Here is a 21,401-nt window from a genome sequence, read left to right on the forward strand (position 1 = left end):
TTAAATAAGTAACAAAATCTCAAATTGAGATGACTATATGTCTCAACTTGAGATTTATTGATTATTTTTTCACAATGTGAGATACATTATTTTACAATTCACTTTATTCCATATTTCTTTACTTTTCTATATATTGTAGCCCTGCTTATGTTAAGAACTTGAGCCGCCTTCAGCAGATCTCCTCCATTTTGATAGATAGCTTTTTTTATACTATTTATCTCTAATTCTTCTATAGTTAAAACTCTTTCCTCCTTTTTATCTCTTGTATCTACACCTTTTCTGTTAACTATATAACCGTGCAAGTATTCCTCTGTTATATTATTGCCCTCACATAAATAGTAAGAACGTTCAACTACATTTCTTAATTCTCTTACATTTCCATGCCAATCATGGTTTTTAATAGCATCTATATAACCTTCATCTAAAGTCTTTAAGCCATTTAAATTCTCAGAATTTAGCTTGTGAACAAAATAGCTTGCTAAAGCTTCTATATCTTCTCTTCTTTCTTTTAAAGATATTGTTTTTATACTCATTACATTAAGTCTATAATATAGGTCTTCTCTAAAATTTTTATTCTCTATTTCCTCTAAAAGATTTCTATTAGTAGCTGTGATAACCCTAACATTAAGTGACTTTTCATAAGTTCCACCAACTCTAGTTATTTTATTGTTATCTAAAACTCTTAAAAGCTTAGATTGCATATCTAAAGGCATCTCTCCAATTTCATCTAAAAATATAGTCCCACCATTAGCAAGTTCGAACTTACCAGGATGCCCTTCTTTTGATGCTCCAGTAAAAGCTCCCTTTTCATATCCAAAAAGTTCACTTTCAATAAGCTCCTTTGGAAGCGATGCACAATTCACTGCCACAAAAGGACCGCTTCCTCTATTGCTATAATTATGTATAGATTGAGCAAATAACTCTTTACCAGTGCCACTAGGCCCCTCAATTAGAACATTACAGCTAGTTAAAGCTGCTTTTTTTGCAAATTCTATAGTCTGTTTCATTCTTTCACTTTTAGTAACTATATTTTCAAATTTATATGTAGCATTAAATCCAGCCATTGTATTTACTACTTTATGAACAAAACTCTCATCCTTAAAAGTTATTACTGTTCCGTGTAGTTTATCATTTATAATAATCGGAAAAGCATTCAGACTACATCTTATTCTTTTATTCTTTATAAAGAAGATGGAATCAGAACTATTATAATTCTCCTCTTCACTTAATTTTTTCTTAATAAAATCAATATCTCTAAGAAAGTCCTTAATATTAACATTTAATATTTGTGTTTCAGAAATATCAAGCATTTTCGTTGCTATTTTATTAATTCTTTTAACTTTCAAATCCTCACCCACTAAAATCATACCTTCCGACATAGAAGCAAAAATTATATTTAAGAGCTTATTAGATTTAATTAAGGCTAATTGCTTTTCTATTGAATATGCTCCTGAAACTACAATTCCAGTAGTATGGGAACTTGCTTTCGAGTAATTTCCAGACATATTTATACAACCTATAATTTCTCCTTCCTCATTATGAATTACAGCAGCTGAACAAGTAAGACAGTGATTTTTTGAATAGTAATGCTCTGCTCCAATTATTTGAACAGGGTTGTCTAAATAAATTGCAGTACCTATAGCATTAGTTCCTACTGATTCCTCAGTCCAAAATGCTCCTATCTCGAAATTCAGCTCTTCAACCTTCATCATTTCAGCATCGCCTAATATATCAATAATGCACCCATCTTTATCTGTAAGTATTATAACAAATCCAGAACCAGAAACTATACTATAAAGATTCTCCATTATTGGGTGAGCAATTAAAATAAGCTCTTCATTTTCTTTAAGTTTTAAGTTTAATTCTTCTTTTGAGGCCTTTTTTATTTCTGTTCTTAGGTAGTTAACTCCATGATTTTTGGATCTTGTCCAAGAGTCTTTTATTATAGGATTTAATTCCTCGTTAAGTTCATTACCTTTAATAAAATCTAACCAATTTTTCTTTATACCCTGCGTAATTTTAAACATATAACCACCTCAACTCGTAGTATCTTACCTTACCCAATGACTATCCTCTCTAATACTTTCTCTTTCCTAAGGAGCAAGTAAAGAGCGGCTATATACCTTGATAATTATTTCTCCTAAAGGATAACGATTTATAAGTGTCAAAGACACTAAGAAATCTGATTATTACACAATAAAATAAAGTTCAATGAAACAGAGATATTTTAGAACGCTCCCTAATATTTCATTGAACTAATTTTGCTTTTTAATATTTCACTACTCTTGTTAATATTCGATATGTCGTCATGTTCCAACTATTAAAGAGTAATTACTTAAGAGCGAGATTTGAAATAAAATATACTCTTTTGCGTCATTATATCATACTTTAGGATTAAATGTAATAAAAACAAAGTGATATTGTTAATCACAATTAAAAGGAGTAGTTATATAGGATAACTACTCCTTTTAACATTAAGCTCGTTTTTTACATCTTCAATATTTAGTATCACATCATTCGAAATAATTTTTATTTAATCCAGTTGCATATTACCCCTACAACTTAACCAATTAGCTGTTTAGTAGCTTTCTTTTTACTTAATCCAGTTCCATACCAAGTAGCAAGTAAGGCCACTATCCATATAACTCCAACTATAGCTGGAATTCTTGTATCTTCACCCATGAGCATGGAAACAAATACGCCAATTAGGAATATCATAGTTATGATGCCTGAAGCTGGATAAAGTACTGTTTTGAACTTCAAATCCTCAACCTGCTTAGGTGTAAGACTCTTTCTGAATTTAATCTGAGTGTAAACAATCATGAACCAAGCAAATATTCCTGCAAATGTTCCTACGCTTGTAACATAAGTGAAGGCTTTACCAGGAGCAACATAGTTTAATATAACTCCGATTAACATAAATCCTACTGAAGTAAGTATTCCGTTCTTAGGAACGTTAGTTTTGCTAAGCTTTCCGAATGCCTTAGGCGCTTGTCCTTGTAGGGAAAGGTTATAAACCATACGGCCAGTTGTGAATATTCCTGAGTTACATGATGATAACGCTGCTGTCAATACAACGAAGTTTATAATACCAGCTGCTGCACCTATGCCTAGTTTAGCGAATGTAAGAACAAATGGACTTCCTGTTGTTCCTATGCTGTTCCATGCATAAAGTGACATTATTACAAACAATGCACCTATGTAGAATATCATTATTCTCATGAAAACACTGTTTATAGCTTTTGGTATTACTTTTTCAGGATTTTTTGCTTCTCCAGCTGTAACACCGATAAGCTCAACTCCTACGAAAGCAAAGGAAACCATAGTCAATGTTGATATAGGACCCATTATTCCTTTAGGGAAGAATCCGCCGTGAGCAGTCAAGTTTGAAATACCAATTGGTACTCCGTGATTTCCCAAACCAAATGTTATCATAGCTAAACCAATTATTATCATAGCAATTATTGTAACAACTTTTATAAGTGCAAACCAGAATTCGATTTCTCCGAATGCCGATGCTGCAGTTAAGTTTACCAAAGTAAGTATACAAACGGCAACCAGTGCTGATACCCACTGTGGTATGCTTGGAAACCAGAAGTTGATGTAAATACCTACTGCTGTAACTTCTGCCATACAAGTTACAACCCACATTATCCAGTAGGTCCAACCTGTTAGGTATCCTGCAAGAGGACTTACATAATCGTTTGCATATGCACTGAAAGAACCTGCAACGGGATGTTCAACTGCCATTTCACCAAGGGCACGCATGATAAAAAATATAATTATTCCTGCAATCGCATAGGTCATTAATATAGCTGGACCTGCAGCCTTGATAGCTGTGGCTGATCCCAAGAACAAACCAACTCCAATAGCTCCCCCTATTGCCATCATATTAATGTGTCTTTCTTCAAGACCACGTTCTAGGCCTTCGCCTGTTTGAGATTGAACTTCTTTACTCATTTTAATACCTCCTTTATTTCTTTTGTAACACTCTCTGTAGTATGTCCATGAAGTATGTCAATTATGCTACCAGTAGGTTAATTATAAATAACTGTTAGATAATTATGTCCGTTAAGTACAGCTATATTATCTATCCCAAGATATGTAGGTAAACTTTTTCCCTACTATAAATAGCTTAGTTATTATGATTGTTAAATATAGCTTAAATTTTATTATGACTCAAATTTGTAAGATTAGGCGCATTAGGTAGAAACCTCCTGTATACCTCCTTTGGCTATTTGTTGTGCAAGATAAATACTAAAGGGATACCAGATTTTTTCTATCGTTTTGTTGTGGTTTCACCAATGTAAATAACGATATATTTATTGAACCACAAAATTTACAAATGAACTTTTTATTTCATTAAGTTGCATTTTTAAAAACATTAAGAATTTATGAATTTATTATACTATTTTTTTGAAGCTTGTACAATCGTTTTTTAACTTGAAATAAGCTGTTAATGATACAAAAACTTCAAATTTTATAAATTTTCTCAACAATACTATTAATTTTATTAATTTGTTAATTATATATCTATTTTATATTCAAATAATCGAATTCACCCTATATTTAGACATATATTCACAATAGAATAATACTAATAAGGCTCATTACTAAGATTAATCCTAATAATGAACCTTATTAATATTTAAAATTAGATAACATGTAGCTTTATTCCATTACTTCTATTCATAGGTTACTTTTTTATTCTGATCGCAAATAATTTTAACAACTTTGCCGTCTAAGCTAGTATAGAGCACCACTTTATGCCTCCATAGGTCCACAATATGCTTAACAGTCTCAACAGCGTATTGCATAAGAAGTTCCCTACCATCAAAAACATGTTCCAAAGTCATTGTTCTATCTAGTTGTGACATATCTACAACTCTTATATTAGGGATAGAATTCATACCACAACTTCCGCTTAAGGTATTTCTAATCTCTCTCCACCCCTCCTCATCAGAAATCTCATCAACTACATAGTTTTTATCTTTCTTAGCATACTGAAATAAATTGATTTTTTCACAGAGTTCTTGAGTAATATACCTTCTTAGAAAAGACTCATCCCTTTCTAGATATCTTACTTCAAATATCTTTTCTATTCCATGTTTCTCAACTAGATCCTTGTAAATCTCAAAGCCTAAGAAATATGGATTTATACTTCCTTGAAGAGGAACAATTACATCATTATGCCTCTTTATAAATTCTAAGTATAGTTTTTGTGGTAAATCCAAAGATTTTAAAATATTATAATGCCAATAGCTAGCCCAACCTTCATTCATAATTTTAGTTTCTATTTGAGGAATAAAATATTTTGTCTCATCTCTAACTATTTCAATAACATTTTTCTGCCATTCATCAAGATCTCCGTATTTGGATATAAAGCCCAGTATATCCTCCACTGGTTCCTGAGGAATCTTTGATACATCTGGTGCTTTTGGTTTCACTCTAGGAACTATTGGACTATTATAATTTTCTGTATTCTTGTAGTCTTCCATCTTTTTCTTTCTTACTTCTTCATCACTTAGGTAAGTTACTCCAATAGTCCTATTAGTTTGAAACTTTAATGCATGGGCTGCATTCAGCATCTTTTCTACTTCTTCATAACCTATACTTGGATCATTTATATAAGACCTTATAATATCTGCATGGTTTTTAAACATTTCTACAGTATATTTTGCATCAGTAGCTTGCCTGAACAATCTATTATTCTTAAAAAAGTCATTATGCCCATATACATGGGCTATAGTTAATATTTGAAGTAACAAAGTATTATCTTTCATTAAATAAGCAATACATGGATCTGAATTTATTACCATTTCATATGGCAATCCTGTAAGATTATAATTATAGAGAGTTCTTAGCTTTTCATAAGACTTACCAAAGCTCCAATGAGGATACATGGAGGGCATACCTACATAAACTTCATAAGCAAGCATATCATTATAGTTTATAATCTCAAAATCTTGAGGATAGTAGTCAAGCCCCATCTCTTTCGCTTTCTCTTCTATAATATCATTCCAATATTCTAAATCCGAAATTGTGTACTCCAAAGCCTCACCCCCCTCAGCTACTCAAGATCATTTTTTATATCAACCGTAAGCATATCTCTAAGTGCATCCCACATATCTTCCTTCTTCTTCATTGCAACAGGAACAAAGTTATCTCTTTTAACCTCAGCTGCATATCTCTTTTTTATAGCACTAGTATAACCATATGCCATAATTTCTGCATATCCAAATAGATTGCATACATCACAGAGTTTATTAGCTGCCTTTACAGCTCTATCATTATCTTCACTCCAATTGTCACCATCACTTACGTGGAAAGCATATATATTCCATATATCTGGATTAAATTTTTCACTTATAATTTCCAATGCTTTATCATATCCACTAGATATATAAGTTCCTCCAGACTCCACTTTGTGGAAAAACTCCTGCTCTGTAACAACCTTAGCAGTAGTAGAATGAGCTATAAAAACTACCTCTACACTGCTATATTTCATTTTAACGAACTGATAAAGCATAAAAAAGAAGGATCTTGCTAAATACTTTTTATTTTGATCCATAGATGCAGAGGTATCCATAATACACATAATTACTGCATTATATTCCCTCTTTTTAGTAGGCTTTACTCTATAATATCTTAAATCATCATCCTTAAAAGGAAATCTACCTACAAGCTCATCTCCGTCAAGTTCATATTGTTCTAATAAATCTTCATTTAATCCAGCATCATTTGAGCCCTCTCTAAGCGCCTTTTTCATTCCCTGTTTTCTTTTAAGCTTCTCAACTACTGTCTTTTTCTTTGCCAGTCTAGGAGGTATACCCTTTTTCTGATAACCACATTTCTTTTTTGACCCCTCAGATAGTATTTCTGAAAACCTCTTTTTTGTTAAATTTGGTAAATCTAGATCCTGAAAGATATACTCCATAATATCTTCAATTGTTATCTCAGTTTCATAGATGTCGTCTCCCTCTTCATTGCCAGCCCCTTTGTTTCCTTTACCCTTAGCATCTTTTTCTGTACCTACTACATCTCCCCTTTTTTCTGTTCCGTCTCCGCTTCCAACACCAGGGACATTTTTTCCATATACAAATTGATATTCCTTTAATCCTCTAATTGGAATCTTAATTTTCTTATTTTTGGTCTGTCCAATTATACTTTCCTCTGATAAAATATCCACCAAATTTTTCTTTATAGAATCCTCTACAAGTTCTTTATGTCTCCTTCTGTCTTCTGCCGCTCTATCATGTCCTATTGGATTAAACTCCCTGAATACTGCCATAGTATCAATCCTTCCATAGATTATTAGCAGCATACTTCAAGATTACATTACAGCAATGGTCACAGTATCCATTTCTCTTCATTTCCTCTACCATTGAACTGTACTTTTTATCTTGCTCCTTATCTCTAACCTTAGATTTAGTAACTATTCGCGACATTTCTCTCACAGAAGAAGTTATTTTCTTTTCTATTGCTTCTTTAAGTGGCTCATAAGATGTATAATCTATTGCTCCACCTTTTCTTATTAGATAGAACATATATGAAGTTACATCTGATCTAAATCCCTTAGCAGATCCTTCTGATATTCCTATTTGCTCCTCTATTGAACGCATGAATTTTTCATCTGGGTCAAGCTGTTCACCTGTAGATCTATCTTTGATTTTTGATTTATTTACATATGCTTCTGCATGGTCCAAATAATTATTGAATAAACTATCAGCCTGCTCTTTAAAGCTTTGAATAAACGCCTTTGTTATTTCCTTTTCAAGAACCTTATTGTATTCTTTTCTCATTGTATCTTGAATAAACCCAAGATATTTCTTTCTTATATCATCAGCTACATCCAAGTCTTTTACTGATTTTATAATACTTTCCATAACACTAAGTGGATTTATACAATTATAATCGGAATTTGAAAGAGCGTTATCTATTGCTTTAATTATAAATCTTGTAGAAATACCATCCATACCCTCTCTAAGCCCAGCCTCTTCTTTTAACTCTGTAAGATCTACTCTCTTAGTAGTTCCTTTTTCAACTATTTCCTCTCCATTATAAATCTTAAGCTTAGTTAAAAGATCCACTTTATTAGATGGCATTAATCTAGTGAGTATAGCAAACATAGATGCTATTTCAATAGTATGAGGCGCAATATGAGGTTTAAAGTTACTCTTGTTTAAGATTTTTTCATATATCTTAGTTTCTTCATTGAGCTCCATGCAATAAGGTACTTCAACCTTAACAATTCTATCTAGTATCGCTTCATTAGTATGATCTGATTTGAATTTATTCCATTCAGCCTCATTTGAATGAGCAACAATAACTCCATCAAAGTATATCATTGAACCTTTTCCTGGAGATGGTATAGATTTCTCCTGAGTAGCAGTTATTACAGTATGAAGATACTCAACATCATTTTTGAATACTTCTATAAATTCAACTAGACCTCTATTTCCTACATCAAAAGCTCCATTTAATGAGAATATACGCGGATCGTCTTCCGCATATAAATCCATTTTGGATATATCAACAGAACCTACGAGAACTGATGTATCCTGGTTGTTAGGATCAACTGGCGGAACTACTCCTATCCCTTTTCTTGATCTTATTGAAAAACCTGTTTTAACAACTGGAAACCTTTCATATTCTCCTTCGAATTCTTCTTTTAACCTATGCCTACATACCGGGCACAAATCTCCCTCGATTTTTACTCCTAGTGTTTCTTCGAATTGTTTTCTGAGATGTTTTGGAACTAAGTGAAGTGGTTCTTCTCTCATAGGGCAGCCTTTCAATCCATATATAGGCTCTGCTGATTCTAAGGCTTTTTTAAGCGACTCAACTAGAGAAGATTTTCCTGATCCTACTGGACCTACTAAATAAAGAACTTGCCTTGATTCTTCACCCTGCATTGCAGCTGAATAGAAGTAGTTAACTAATTTCATTAAGGTTTTTTCTATTCCAAAGAAATCATTCTTAAAAAAGTTATAGCTCTTAATTGTCTCATTACCATATATTTTTCTTATCCTTAAGTTTTCTTCTGGCTTTAGAATTTCTAAACCTTGTTCTGTTAGTATATTATACATTCTTTTATGGGAAAGTTTTGCTACATCTGGATTTTCTTTAACTATTTGAAGGTAATCTAGAAAAGTTCCTTCAAAGTTGTCTTTTATCCTACTTTCTCTATCCTTCTCAATTAACTTTTTAAAATCCATTCTCCAACCTCCATTTAAAGTGATACAAAAGAAAAGAACTGTTTTATTGATATATCTTGAAGGATACATCTTTGTAGTATTTATATTAGCTTTTTTGTAATTTTAGAACAGAGGAAATTTAGTGGACAAGTAAAATGTCACACTGTAGGTAAAATAATTTTGATATATTGGGAGATTTTTTAAATCTTTGTGAAGATGATTTAACTTTAAAAAGAAAAAGAACTAGATTAATTAAAATGCTAGTTCTTTTAATATAATATGAGTAAAAAAGATACAGTTGTATTATTGACGAATTTTTAAGGTATTATACTGCTTTATGCATACATTTCTCTTAATGTAATTTATTAAGATTACAGTTCAAGGATGCTTTTTCTGCACTGTCAATTGTGAGCTGTCCACTAACTTAAATCTCAACAACTCTTCCAATTCCTTTTTCTAAGGCCTTTTTATAAATCCGACTAGCCGTTACAACATCCTGCACCGCTATTCCTACAGTTTTGAATAAGGTAATCTGTCCCTCGTCTTCTCTCCCCTTTACTTTTCCTATGATAACTTCTCCCAGTTCTGCATTTATTCTATTTTCATCTATGATTCCTTTCTCCATAGGCTGCAGGAAATCTCCTGCCTCGGAAAGTACTGCATCTCTTGAATCTACAAATACTTTATCTGCAGATTTTACTATGTACTCATCTAACTCCTGCATCTCTCTTGTATAAGAGCCTACTCCATTTATATGTGTACCTTTTTTGACTAAATTACCAGGAAATACTGGTTTTTTTGAAGTAGTAACTGCAGTAATTATATCTGCATCCTGAATTGCTTCTTCTGGACTATTAACAGCAACTATCTCTGCTCCATATTCGCTTAATTCATTTCCTGCTATTTCTACAAACTTTTTAGCCTCATCGCCTAAGGCGTAAACATTTACACGCTGTAATTTTCTAACAGTAAGCATAGCTTCCAATTGGCATAACGCCTGACCTCCAGCTCCGAAAATGGCTCCTATTTTTGCATCTTTTAGAGCCAATACATCTGTAGCCGCTCCTGAGGCTGCCCCAGTTCTAAGCTGAGTTACATAAGTACCGTCCATAATACAGCAAACTTGGCCTGTAGTCCCATCTAACAATATAACCTGAGCTGGTACCGAAGGTATTCCTTTCTCTGCATTCTTAGGGAACACAGACACTATTTTAATTCCTATTGCATCTAAATCTGGAACGTATCCAGGCATAAACAAACTTTGTCCTTGGTGCTTAGGTACATTAATATTAACCCTTAAAGGTACTACGCTTTTCCCTTTTGAATAGACTGCAAATGCCTCTTTTACAGAATCAACAGCATCTTTCATATTAAATACACTTCTAATGTCTTGCTTAGATAAAATCAACATAATATTTACCTCCATTCAAACTTTACATTTTAGACATAGCTAATTAGTAAGTAGTAAAATATGTTACCATTAGCAATATTATAACATATATCTATTTAAGGATATATAAAGTAGCAAAGGCTGTAATTTAACTTATATTAAATATAAATTAAATTACAGCCTTTACTATATATTATCTATTATCTATTTTCTCAGGATACATATCGTGGTAGAACATCCTTTTTTCAGCAACTTCTTTCCACTTCGTTTCTTCTTTTCCGTAATTACAGTATGGATCTATAGAAATGCCTCCCCTTGGAGTAAACTTTCCCCACACTTCTATATATTTGGGTTCTAAAAGCTTTATTAAATCCTTCATAATTATATTCATGCAATCTTCATGAAAATCACCATGATTTCTAAAGCTTAGTAAGTATAATTTCAGGGATTTACTTTCTACCATAAGCTTATCTGGTACATATGATATATAAATAGTTGCAAAGTCTGGCTGACCAGTTTTAGGACATAAACTTGTAAATTCAGGACAATTGAATTTTACAAAGTAATCATTCTCCTGATGTTTATTTACAAACTTCTCCAAAACCGACGGATTATAATCGTAATTGTATTTTGTCCCTTGATTCCCAAGGAGACTTACTCCTTCTAATTCTTTTTCAGTTCTTCCACTCATTTTTATTCCTCCTAGTTTCTTAAGATGATAGCTTTATAATTGCTATTTTAATTTATTCCTTAGTTGTTTCACCAAAATCACTCCTACTATTCTTAGAAATAACTGTCCAATACAAAGACTTGTTGCAAGAACTTTATACGGAACATGAATTAAATAAGATAACCACATAGGTATAAGTAATCCCTGTAAACACTCACTATATATTCTAATATGACTGCGCCTGATAAATAAATACAAAATAAAAAGGGCATACCTGCCCTATTGAATACAAAAATAGCTTAAATTAAATAAACAGCTACACCCAATAGTTTTATTTATAGACAGGATGGTTCCGAACTGTCTTATTAAATTTTACGATTTATGATAACACACAAAAATTAAAAATGCAAATAGTAATTTTATATCTACACTTTACAATTTTGATTATATTAAAATAAATTTTCTACTTATTTAAATATCATAAATATCAGAGAATTCTATGTTAATTCTCTCAACTTTATTTTCATATAGCGAATATTCTCTTCCACCATTTTCTTCGACTAATCTTACTGGTAGACTTATTATAAATTCGCTACCCTCACCATACTTGCTCTTAACACTTATTGTTCCATTGTGCATATTTACAAGTGATTTTACAAGTGATAAACCTATTCCACTACCTTCGTGATTTCTCGATAGAGTTTTATCTACCTGACCAAATCGTTGAAATATTAGTTGTAATTTATCATTTGGAATTCCTATTCCTGTATCTTTCACAGAAATAATCACATTTTCACCACAATCATTAATATTTACTGCTATTTGTCCACCTTTTGAAGTAAACTTTATTGAATTTGATAATAGGTTTAATATAATTCTTTCAATTTTATCATCATCAAAAGCCATTATTTTTTCCTCAGTATCAGTATCAAATATAAGTCCTATACCTCTATACTCTATATAATCCACGACAGATAACGTAATATTTTCAACGATACTTACAATGTTACGATTTTCCATATTCGGCTTCAAATACCCTGAATCAAATTTTGACAAATCTATTAAATTATTTACCAATCTTAATAATCTGTAGGAATTCTGCTTCATTGATTTTAAATATTTACTAAGCTTATTAGCAAACGAACTAGGTAAATTCGAATTTTCCGTTGATTCTAAAACTTGAATAGCAGCAAAGATAACATTTAAAGGTGTTTTAAGTTCATGAGAAATATTAGAGAAGAATTCCGCTATACGTTTATTAAATTCTCTCGCTTCATAAAGACTTTTCTCACTCTCTTTCATCTTATTCTCCAGTCTTACAATCTGTTTCCGTGAACTTATATCTCTAAGCATAGTCATAACCGCATGCTTACCCTCATATAGTAGAAAACTACTAGATAACTCTACATCCAGTTCTCTTCCACTTAATCTAATAATTCTTGACTCCACGAAAGATTCCCTGCTTTCCTCTAAATACATGTAATCAATCTGCTTACTCATAACTGACTCTTGATCTTTAGGAATAAATTTCGCTATTTCCATTCCTAGTAAGTCGTCTGATTTATTCACACCAAAAACATTTGCCGCCTCTTCATTAGCAAAGATAAATTTACCCTCACAATGTACAATAATTGCACTTTTAGTCTTACTTAAGATAATTTGATTCATTATATTAAGTTTACGATTTTGTTTTATAAGTAGTAATTCACGTTCTATTGCATCAACTACAGTTGTTAATGTTGTTAGGAAAAATGGATTATGAAGAATCACTCCGGTCATGAGGCATATACTTCCCAAAAGATTGTTATCATCTCTATAATGAAATGGAACTCCATAGCAAGCACAATTGTGTAAAAACGTATGGAAATGGTTATCTCCTATTAGTTGCACTGGATGATTTTGTTTCAGCGCTAAACTAATAACATTTGTCCCCATAGTATCTTGAGTAAATTGAATACCTGATCTAATATTTAATTGAGCTATCATAGATTTCATATTTTCATCCCCAATAACCTCTAAGCAATAACCGTTTTCATCTGATACAAGCATCAACATTGGGGTACCTTCTAATGAATTTATTATCTTTTTACCGAAAAACTTTACAACATCTAAAATTTCTTTATATATTTCTCTTTTTTCGGCTAATTCTAATTCTGACATAATATTTTTGGGTGTAATAGAGTCATTAGGACTCATGCCTAATTCCGCACATTTTTTTTTAGACTCTATAATATAGCTTGCTTCATCTTTTTGTTGCCACATAACTTACATCCCCCTAAGAAACAAAAGTAATTAAACCCAAATAAATTTAGTATACAACTTACCAGTATGATATAGTACTACATTCAACAAATATCACATCTTAAATTTACATTAGCTTTTATTCGAACTAGCTTCTTTACACTAACCTATTCATACTAACTGCGTAACTTTGCACGTTTTTATATCAACCTTGTAATAATGAAAATTGTAGCATACCTTTCTTTATCATACAACATGTATCAAGATGAACCTCTTATTAAAAATGTTATCTTCTTTATTCTAACTCATAATTTTCCCACTAAAAAAGCTCTCGATTTCTCAAGAGCTTTTTATCTTTTGTATAATAAGGTTTTACTTAAAATACTGAACCCCAGCTTCAAATATCCTTTGGTCTTTATCACCAGGAATATTTTTAAGTACATTATCTCCAATTCTCTCTGAATGAGCCATTTTTCCAAGTACTTTTCCATCTGGACTTGTTATTCCTTCAACTGCATAAATGGATCCATTAGGATTAAATCTTATATCATCAGTTGGATTCCCATTGAAGTCCACATATTGCGTAGCAATTTGTCTACCTTCTATAAGCCTTTTTAAAACATCATCATTTGCAATAAATCGTCCTTCACCATGTGATACAGCTACCGTATGAATATCTCCAACCTTGACATTATTAAACCAAGGCGAAAGATTCGATACAACCTTAGTGTTTACTACAGAAGAAACGTGTCTTCCTATTTGATTATAGGTAAGGGTTGGGCACTCTTCATCTATATCTCTTATTTCTCCAAAAGGGACTAACCCTAGCTTGATAAGTGCCTGAAAGCCGTTGCATATACCGAGCATTAATCCGTCTCTATTCTTTAAAAGTTCCATAACAGCTTCCTTTACCTTTGGATTCCTTAATACAGTAGCTATAAACTTACCTGATCCATCTGGCTCATCTCCTGCACTAAACCCTCCGGGTAACATTATTATTTGCGATGAACTTATTTCTTTAACCATATGATCTATAGAATCTTCTATATGCTTTCCAGTTAAATTCTTTAAAACCATAACCTCTACCTCTGCCCCAGCTTTTAAAAAGGCTCTTTCCGAATCGTACTCACAATTTGTACCTGGAAAAACTGGTATAAACACCTTTGGTTTAGCCAATTTAATTATCGGAGAAGTAAGTTTCTCTCTACTACTAGTTGTAGGTGAATCTATACAGCTAATGTTATTATTCTCCTTTATATATAGGGCATCATCACTAATAGTCTTAATTTTAGTAGGAAAAACATTCTCCAAAGTATTCTCCCAAGTTTCAATCATATCATCAACACTTAATTCTACTCCATTTATCTCTATTGCGGCCTTGCTTTGAGTTTTTCCTAAGACTTTATATTCTACTCCACTCAACTTTTCTAAATCTACATTATTATCTACTTCAACAATTATGGAACCATATTGAGGCGCAAATAATTCCTGTTCACTTATGTGGTCTGTGAATTTCATTCCTATCTTATTTCCAAAACTCATTTTGCTTATCGTTTCACATATACCACCTCTTTTGATTGTAGCGGCCGATAAAATTTCTCCATTATTAACCATAGAAGTTATTGCGGCAAAGTTTTTCTTTAGAACGTCAAAGTTAGGCAACTCATATTCGTCTCTTATTACTGGAATGATTATGATTTTACTATCTTGTTTTTTAAATTCAGGTGAAATCACCTTATCTACATTAACTACGTTAACCGCAAATGAAACTAGAGTTGGAGGCACATTCATATCTTTAAAACTTCCACTCATACTGTCTTTTCCTCCAATTGCTGCAATCCCAAGTTCCTTTTGCGTATGCAATGCACCTAATAATGCTGAAAAAGGTTTTCCCCATCTTGAAGAGTCTTTTCCTAATTTTTCAAAATATTCTTGAAAAGTTAACCTTACCTTACTAGCATCTCCACCACAGGCAACAACTTTTGCTACTGACTCTATTACAGCATAGACTGCTCCGTGGAACGGACTCCATTTTGCTATATCTGGATTATACCCATAAGTCATTATAGTTCCAGTTTTTGTTTCCCCATTAAGAACTGGAAGCTTGGCTACCATTCCTTCTGCTGGTGTTAACTGATATTTTCCTCCAAACGGCATAAGCACAGTCCCTGTTCCAATTGTACTATCAAATCTTTCTACAAGCCCTTTTTGGCTGCACACATTTAAGTCCTTTAAGGTATACTTCCACTTTTCTTTAAGATTTTCTAATGCTGCAGTGTTCTCATTTATTGCATTAAATTCAAAATAACTCTTATTTTCTTCTGGAGCCTTAACTATTATGTCTGCTTTTCCACGTACCCCATTTGTATCTAAAAAATCTCTGCTTAAATCTACAATATCAGTTTCTCTCCACTTCATTTTTAGTCTTCTATTCTCTGTTACTACTGCCACAGTAGTAGCCTCAAGATTTTCTTCTTCCGCATATTTAATAAATTTTTCTTCGTCTTCTTCTGATACGACTACCGCCATACGCTCCTGTGATTCAGATATAGCGAGTTCTGTTCCATCTAATCCTTCATACTTTTTAGGCACTAAGTCTAAATTTATATCTAAGCTATCTGCAAGTTCTCCAATAGCAACAGACACTCCACCAGCACCAAAATCATTACATCTCTTTATTAAACTGCTTACTTTTTCTTTTCTAAAAAGTCTCTGTATTTTTCTCTCCACAACGGGATTTCCCTTTTGTACTTCCGCTCCACAATTTAAAATTGATGCTTCCGTATGCTTTTTAGAAGAACCTGTCGCTCCACCGCAACCATCTCTTCCAGTTCTTCCACCTACTAATATTACAACATCTCCTGCTATTGGTGTACTCCTTACAACATTTTTCATAGGTGCAGCTCCAATAACTGCGCCAATTTCCATTCTTTTTGCTACATAACCCTCATCATATATCTCTGTAACTTGTCCAGTAGCTAACCCAATCTGATTCCCATAAGAACTATATCCATGAGCTGCTTCAGTTGTTATTTTCTTTTGAGGAAGCTTTCCTTGAAGTGTGCTTTCAATACTAACTCTTGGATCTCCGCTACCAGTGACTCTCATTGCCTGATACACATAAGATCTTCCTGAAAGTGGATCCCTTATAGCACCTCCAAGACAAGTAGCGGCTCCACCAAAAGGTTCAATTTCAGTTGGATGGTTATGTGTTTCATTTTTAAACATAACAAGCCACTTCTCCAATTCGTTACCTACCTCAGCATCTACAACTATGCTACAAGCATTTATTTCTTCTGATTGATCCAAGTCAGCTAACTTACCGTTTTTTCTTAACTCTTTCATACCTATTGTAGCTATATCCATTAAAGTTATTGGTCTTTCTTTACCTGTATACAAATATTTCCTAGAATTTAAATATTCTTCATAAGCCATTCTAATAGGAATAGATAGATTTCCTTCCTCTATATGTATATTATCTAATTCTGTCATGAAAGTTGTGTGTCTGCAGTGATCTGACCAATAAGTATCTATTACTTTAACTTCTGTAATTGTTGGATTTCTTTTTTCTGTATTCCTAAAATATTCCTGGCAAAATTTTAAGTCCTCAAGACTCATAGCAAGTTGCCTATCTTCCATAAATATTTTTAGTTCTATATCATTCATTTCTGTGAATCCATTTAGAATTTCTATACCATTTGGTATTTCTGTTTTCAAATTCAAATTTTCTAAAATACCTAAAGAGGCTTCTCTTGAATCAACCTTATTTATACAATAATTCTTTATCTTATCGAACTGTTCTTCAGATATATCTCCTTTTATTATATATACCTTTGCTGATAAAATGTTTGGCTTTTCATTTTGGGTAAGTATTTGAATACATTGAGATGCAGAATCAGCTCTCTGATCATACTGACCTGGTAAATATTCTACTGCGAAAACTTTATCATTTTCTCCTTTTTCTATGTCCCTCTCATATACGTTGTCCACCGTGCTCTCCGAGAATATTGTATACTTAGATTTTTCATATTCCTCTTCACTTATATCGAATATATCGTACCTGTTAATTACTCTTATAGCTTCTAACTCTTTAATACTAAGACTTTCCTTTAAGTCTTTAAATATATTTTGAGATTCTACATCCATACCATATTTCTTCTCTACAAATAATCTTCTAACAATATTTTTCATGCGCCTTTCCCCTTTCTCTTACTATATACGAACATTATTATATATTTCATATTATTTATTCGCTTATATTATAACACATATCCATAATTTAAAAAATATCAAATGTAAATTTTTTTAAAGTTTATATTTTTTCTTCAAATAACGAACATTGCAATTAAATCCCACTATGATTTAATTGCAAATAAAAACAATATTAACCCTAAAAGTCACTCTATTTTCTAACACTTAGTGATTTTTAGTAATTAATATTGTTTTATATAAATTATTTAAATGTAATTTTAATTTTTACTCCTAGTAATCATCAAAACTTCCTTACTATTTTTCCCTAGACTAGCAACATTATTATAGAGGGGTTTATCTTTAACAACAGTTCCCCTTGTTATATGTCCAGTTATAGTTTTAATTTCAGCTTCTTCACCAACATCGCAATCACTTAAACAGTTCCCCCTAATGAAAATCTTAACAGGTAAATCTTTATAGGCATAAACTAACTGTTCAACCTCAATCCAACTACCCATTCTTATCATATATTCATCCCCACCTTTTATCTAGTCTTGTTTAAATACACTCCTTTAATTATATGATTAGTGCTTATGAAATATTAATAAACATACTAGATGTTTGAATGAGTATATTATCAGTGTTATCACTTAAACTTCTGTCTGTATAATTTTTGCCATATGTTTACTTGCTATCCAAGCATAAGTTTATTGGTTTCCTATTTATAAATAGGAAATCTTCCACATAGTTCACTTACTTCTTTTGCTACTTTCTCTAAATCCTTATCCCTATTTTCAATTACATAATTTATAAAATAGGCAATCTTCTTCATTTCCTCTTCCTTAAAACCTCTACTAGTTACAGCAGCCGTACCAAGCCTTATCCCGCTAGTAACGTTTGCTCCTAGTTTATCAAAAGGTATAGCATTCTTATTAGTAGTAATTTGAACTGAATCCAAAAGTTCTTCAGCTTCTTTTCCAGTTATATTCTTATTAGTTAAGTCTAATAAGATTAGATGATTATCTGTTCCCCCAGTTACTAACCTAAACCCACACCTTATTAACTCATCAGCTAAAACTTTACAATTTTTAACCACTTGATCAATGTAACCCTTATATTCATCTGTTAAAGCTTCCCCAAAGCACACAGCCTTAGCTGCAATAATGTGCATTAAAGGTCCCCCTTGTATTCCTGGGAAAATAGTCTTATCTAAATCCTTGCCATACTTTTCCTTGCAAAGAATTGCACCACCTCTTGGCCCACGTAAAGTTTTGTGAGTAGTAGTAGTAACAAAGTCAGCATATGGTACAGGAGATATATGCTTTTCCACAGCAACAAGCCCAGCGATATGCGCCATATCTACCATCATATACGCTCCAACCTCATCGCAAATATCTTTAATTTTTTTAAAGTCTATTTCCCTAGGATAAGCACTTGCACCTGATACTATCATCTTTGGTTTATGTTTTAAAGCTAAGTTTCTCATTTCATCATAGTCTATTAGTTCTGTTTTCTCATTTACTCCATAGGATATAAAATTATATAATTTTCCTGAAAAACTGACACCACTACCATGCGTTAAATGCCCACCATGAGCTAAGTTCATCCCTAAAACTGTGTCTCCCGGCTGAAGTACGGTCATATATACAGCCATATTTGCACTAGATCCAGAATGTGGTTGAACGTTAACGTACTCGGCTTTAAATAAATTTTTCATTCTCTCTCTCGCTAAGTTCTCTGCCATATCTACAACATCACATCCACCATAGTACCTTTTTCCAGGATAACCTTCTGCATATTTATTTGTCAAAAATGAACCCATAGCTTCCATTACAGCCTTACTTGTAAAGTTTTCTGAAGCAATTAGTTCTATACCATTTTCTTGTCTTAGTCTTTCCTTTTCAATAATCTCAAAAATATCTCTGTCAGTGGTCATTAAATTCTCAAAATTCATTATATCTACTCCTTTTTTCTAATATAAACTAAAACTTGAATTGAATAAATTAAGTCCTTAACTAATTAGTAGTTGAAAAAATGCAATAGACTGAACTCTTCCAAGCTACTTGGATAAAACTATTAAATATTCTTTAGCTTAAAAGAGTAAAATATACCTCAATTCTATTATAGAACTTTTTTACATATTATTCAATTAATACCACATAATTGTTTTATCTATTTAAATTACTAATGATATTGTACAGTTAGTTATGGCTATTAATACATAAAACTTATTAAACTCGTAACCATATGCAGTTAAAACTCTATCCTATTCTTCTTTCTCTTTATGTTAATTTTATGGTATAATACAGCGTGATTATACACGAAACATGATTTAACCTTATGTGTAGTTGGAGGTAGTATATGGATATAAATAGAGTTTTAAATATTGCTGTGTACGCTGGCAAAATAATATTAGAAAATGGAGGAGAAATTTATAGAGTTGAGGAGACAATTATAAGAATATGTGATGCTTATAGAATAAAAAACGTAGAACCTTTTGCTACACCTACAGCAATAATGGTATCAGCTGCTAATGAATATGGTCAGACTATCTCTCTTATAAAAAGAATAAAAAGAAGGGGTTTAAACTTAGAAAGAATATCCTTAGTAAATGATATATCTAGAAATATAAAAAATAGAGGTCTCACTTTGGAGTATATTGAAAGTGAGCTTTTCAAAGTTGAACAAACAGAGCCTTATAGTCCTAAACTAAACATCATTTTTGCTGGAATAGCTACTGCATTCTTCGCTTTGGTTTTTGGTGGTAATCTAAGAGATTTCGCGGTTTCGTTTGTTATCGGTTGTTTGATAAAATCAATCTCAACTTTACTTGGTTTGTTACAAGTGAATGATTTCTTTATAAATACATTATGTGGTGCTGTAGTTGCTTCTCTTGCCTTGTTTAGTGTTCATGTTAATATTGGTGCTCATGCAGATAAGATAATAATAGGTTCAATAATGATCCTTGTTCCGGGACTTGCCATAACCAATGCTATAAGAGATACCATAGCTGGAGACTTAATTGCTGGCATAACAAGAGCCGTTGAAGCTTTTTTAATTGCTATTGCAATTGCTGTAGGAACAGGTGTTATAATGAAATTATGGTTAATGTTAGGAGGGCAATAATTTATGATTTTAAATACTTTGTATACTTTTATTGCTACTTTTTGTTTTAGTATTTTAGCTAATATTAGGGGTAAAAACCTATTATTTGCATCTATAGGTGGTGGAGTTACATGGTTTATCTATCTATTAACCTCTACTTACTTTCATATACCTAATCTTTTTTCTTTTTTTATAGCATCTGTTTTTGCAGCTGCATATTCAGAAACTATGGCTCGAGTTCTAAGAGCTCCTGTAACAACCTTTGTTATTTCTGCAGTTATACCTCTAGTTCCCGGTGGCGGAATGTATTATACAATGTTTGAATCTGTTCAGGGTAACGTAAATTCCTCCTTAAATTTAGGGATTCAAACAATCTCAATTGCAGGAATAATAGCCGTAAGTGTTTTTCTAGTCTCTTCGATATCAAAGGCATTAGTCCTATTTAGGATAAAATTATTAGAAAAATATAAGGGCTTAAAGACTAAATAATCCCAAAGGCTCCAACTTTTTTTAATGTGTTTGTACAGAGAACATTGAAAAAAGTTGGGGCCTTTAAATTCCATTGCTTTACACTGGTCTAAGCCTTGGAGTTACGACCAACCATTAG

13 protein-coding genes are annotated in these 21,401 nt (G+C 32.2%); 2 read left to right on the plus strand and 11 right to left on the minus strand.

Annotated elements, in window-relative coordinates:
• Positions 1 to 98: 98 nt before the first annotated feature.
• The 11 genes from AC0N0V_RS17640 to glyA form a co-directional block, all read right to left on the minus strand.
• Positions 99 to 2,027, minus strand: a complete 1,929-nt coding sequence (locus AC0N0V_RS17640; protein ID WP_474459801.1) for a sigma-54-dependent Fis family transcriptional regulator — start codon at positions 2,025 to 2,027, stop codon at positions 99 to 101.
• 535 nt (positions 2,028 to 2,562) lie between these two features.
• On the minus strand, positions 2,563 to 3,960 hold the full coding sequence (locus AC0N0V_RS17645; protein WP_474459804.1) for an amino acid permease: 1,398 nt from the start codon (positions 3,958 to 3,960) through the stop codon (positions 2,563 to 2,565).
• A gap of 725 nt (positions 3,961 to 4,685) precedes the next feature.
• Entirely contained in the window at positions 4,686 to 6,053 is a 1,368-nt protein-coding gene (locus tag AC0N0V_RS17650) for a SpoVR family protein (protein WP_474459806.1), read from the minus strand.
• Positions 6,054 to 6,070: 17 nt separating this feature from the next.
• The gene (gene yhbH, locus AC0N0V_RS17655; protein ID WP_474459808.1) at positions 6,071 to 7,291 is read right to left on the minus strand and encodes a sporulation protein YhbH; all 1,221 of its coding nucleotides are present in this window, start codon (positions 7,289 to 7,291) and stop codon (positions 6,071 to 6,073) included.
• A gap of 4 nt (positions 7,292 to 7,295) precedes the next feature.
• The gene (locus AC0N0V_RS17660) at positions 7,296 to 9,218 is read right to left on the minus strand and encodes a serine protein kinase (RefSeq protein ID WP_474459810.1); all 1,923 of its coding nucleotides are present in this window, start codon (positions 9,216 to 9,218) and stop codon (positions 7,296 to 7,298) included.
• A 403-nt stretch (positions 9,219 to 9,621) separates the two neighbouring features.
• Positions 9,622 to 10,608, minus strand: a complete 987-nt coding sequence (locus AC0N0V_RS17665) for an ornithine cyclodeaminase family protein (protein WP_474459812.1) — start codon at positions 10,606 to 10,608, stop codon at positions 9,622 to 9,624.
• Positions 10,609 to 10,780: 172 nt separating this feature from the next.
• Positions 10,781 to 11,278 carry a preQ(1) synthase gene (gene queF, locus AC0N0V_RS17670; protein ID WP_474459814.1) on the minus strand — a complete coding sequence of 166 codons (498 nt, stop codon included), beginning with the start codon at positions 11,276 to 11,278 and terminating at the stop codon, positions 10,781 to 10,783.
• A 450-nt stretch (positions 11,279 to 11,728) separates the two neighbouring features.
• Entirely contained in the window at positions 11,729 to 13,519 is a 1,791-nt protein-coding gene (locus tag AC0N0V_RS17675; protein ID WP_474459816.1) for an ATP-binding protein, read from the minus strand.
• A gap of 351 nt (positions 13,520 to 13,870) precedes the next feature.
• Positions 13,871 to 17,689, minus strand: a complete 3,819-nt coding sequence (locus AC0N0V_RS17680; protein WP_474459818.1) for a phosphoribosylformylglycinamidine synthase — start codon at positions 17,687 to 17,689, stop codon at positions 13,871 to 13,873.
• A 278-nt stretch (positions 17,690 to 17,967) separates the two neighbouring features.
• The gene (locus AC0N0V_RS17685) at positions 17,968 to 18,216 is read right to left on the minus strand and encodes a hypothetical protein (protein WP_474459821.1); all 249 of its coding nucleotides are present in this window, start codon (positions 18,214 to 18,216) and stop codon (positions 17,968 to 17,970) included.
• 191 nt (positions 18,217 to 18,407) lie between these two features.
• Positions 18,408 to 19,643 carry a serine hydroxymethyltransferase gene (gene glyA, locus AC0N0V_RS17690; protein WP_474459823.1) on the minus strand — a complete coding sequence of 412 codons (1,236 nt, stop codon included), beginning with the start codon at positions 19,641 to 19,643 and terminating at the stop codon, positions 18,408 to 18,410.
• 407 nt (positions 19,644 to 20,050) lie between these two features.
• On the opposite strand from glyA, the gene AC0N0V_RS17695 reads away from it, so the two are divergent.
• Together AC0N0V_RS17695 and AC0N0V_RS17700 are read left to right on the plus strand one after the other, a co-directional pair.
• Positions 20,051 to 20,815, plus strand: coding sequence for a threonine/serine exporter family protein (locus tag AC0N0V_RS17695; RefSeq protein ID WP_474459825.1), 765 nt, complete (start codon positions 20,051 to 20,053; stop codon positions 20,813 to 20,815).
• Between the two features lie 3 nt (positions 20,816 to 20,818).
• Positions 20,819 to 21,283: a threonine/serine exporter family protein gene (locus AC0N0V_RS17700; RefSeq protein WP_474459827.1), complete on the plus strand. Its 465-nt coding sequence runs from the start codon at positions 20,819 to 20,821 to the stop codon at positions 21,281 to 21,283.
• The last annotated feature ends 118 nt before the right edge of the window (positions 21,284 to 21,401 follow it).

The sequence above is a fragment of the Clostridium sp. CS1-1 genome (genome assembly GCF_056135525.1).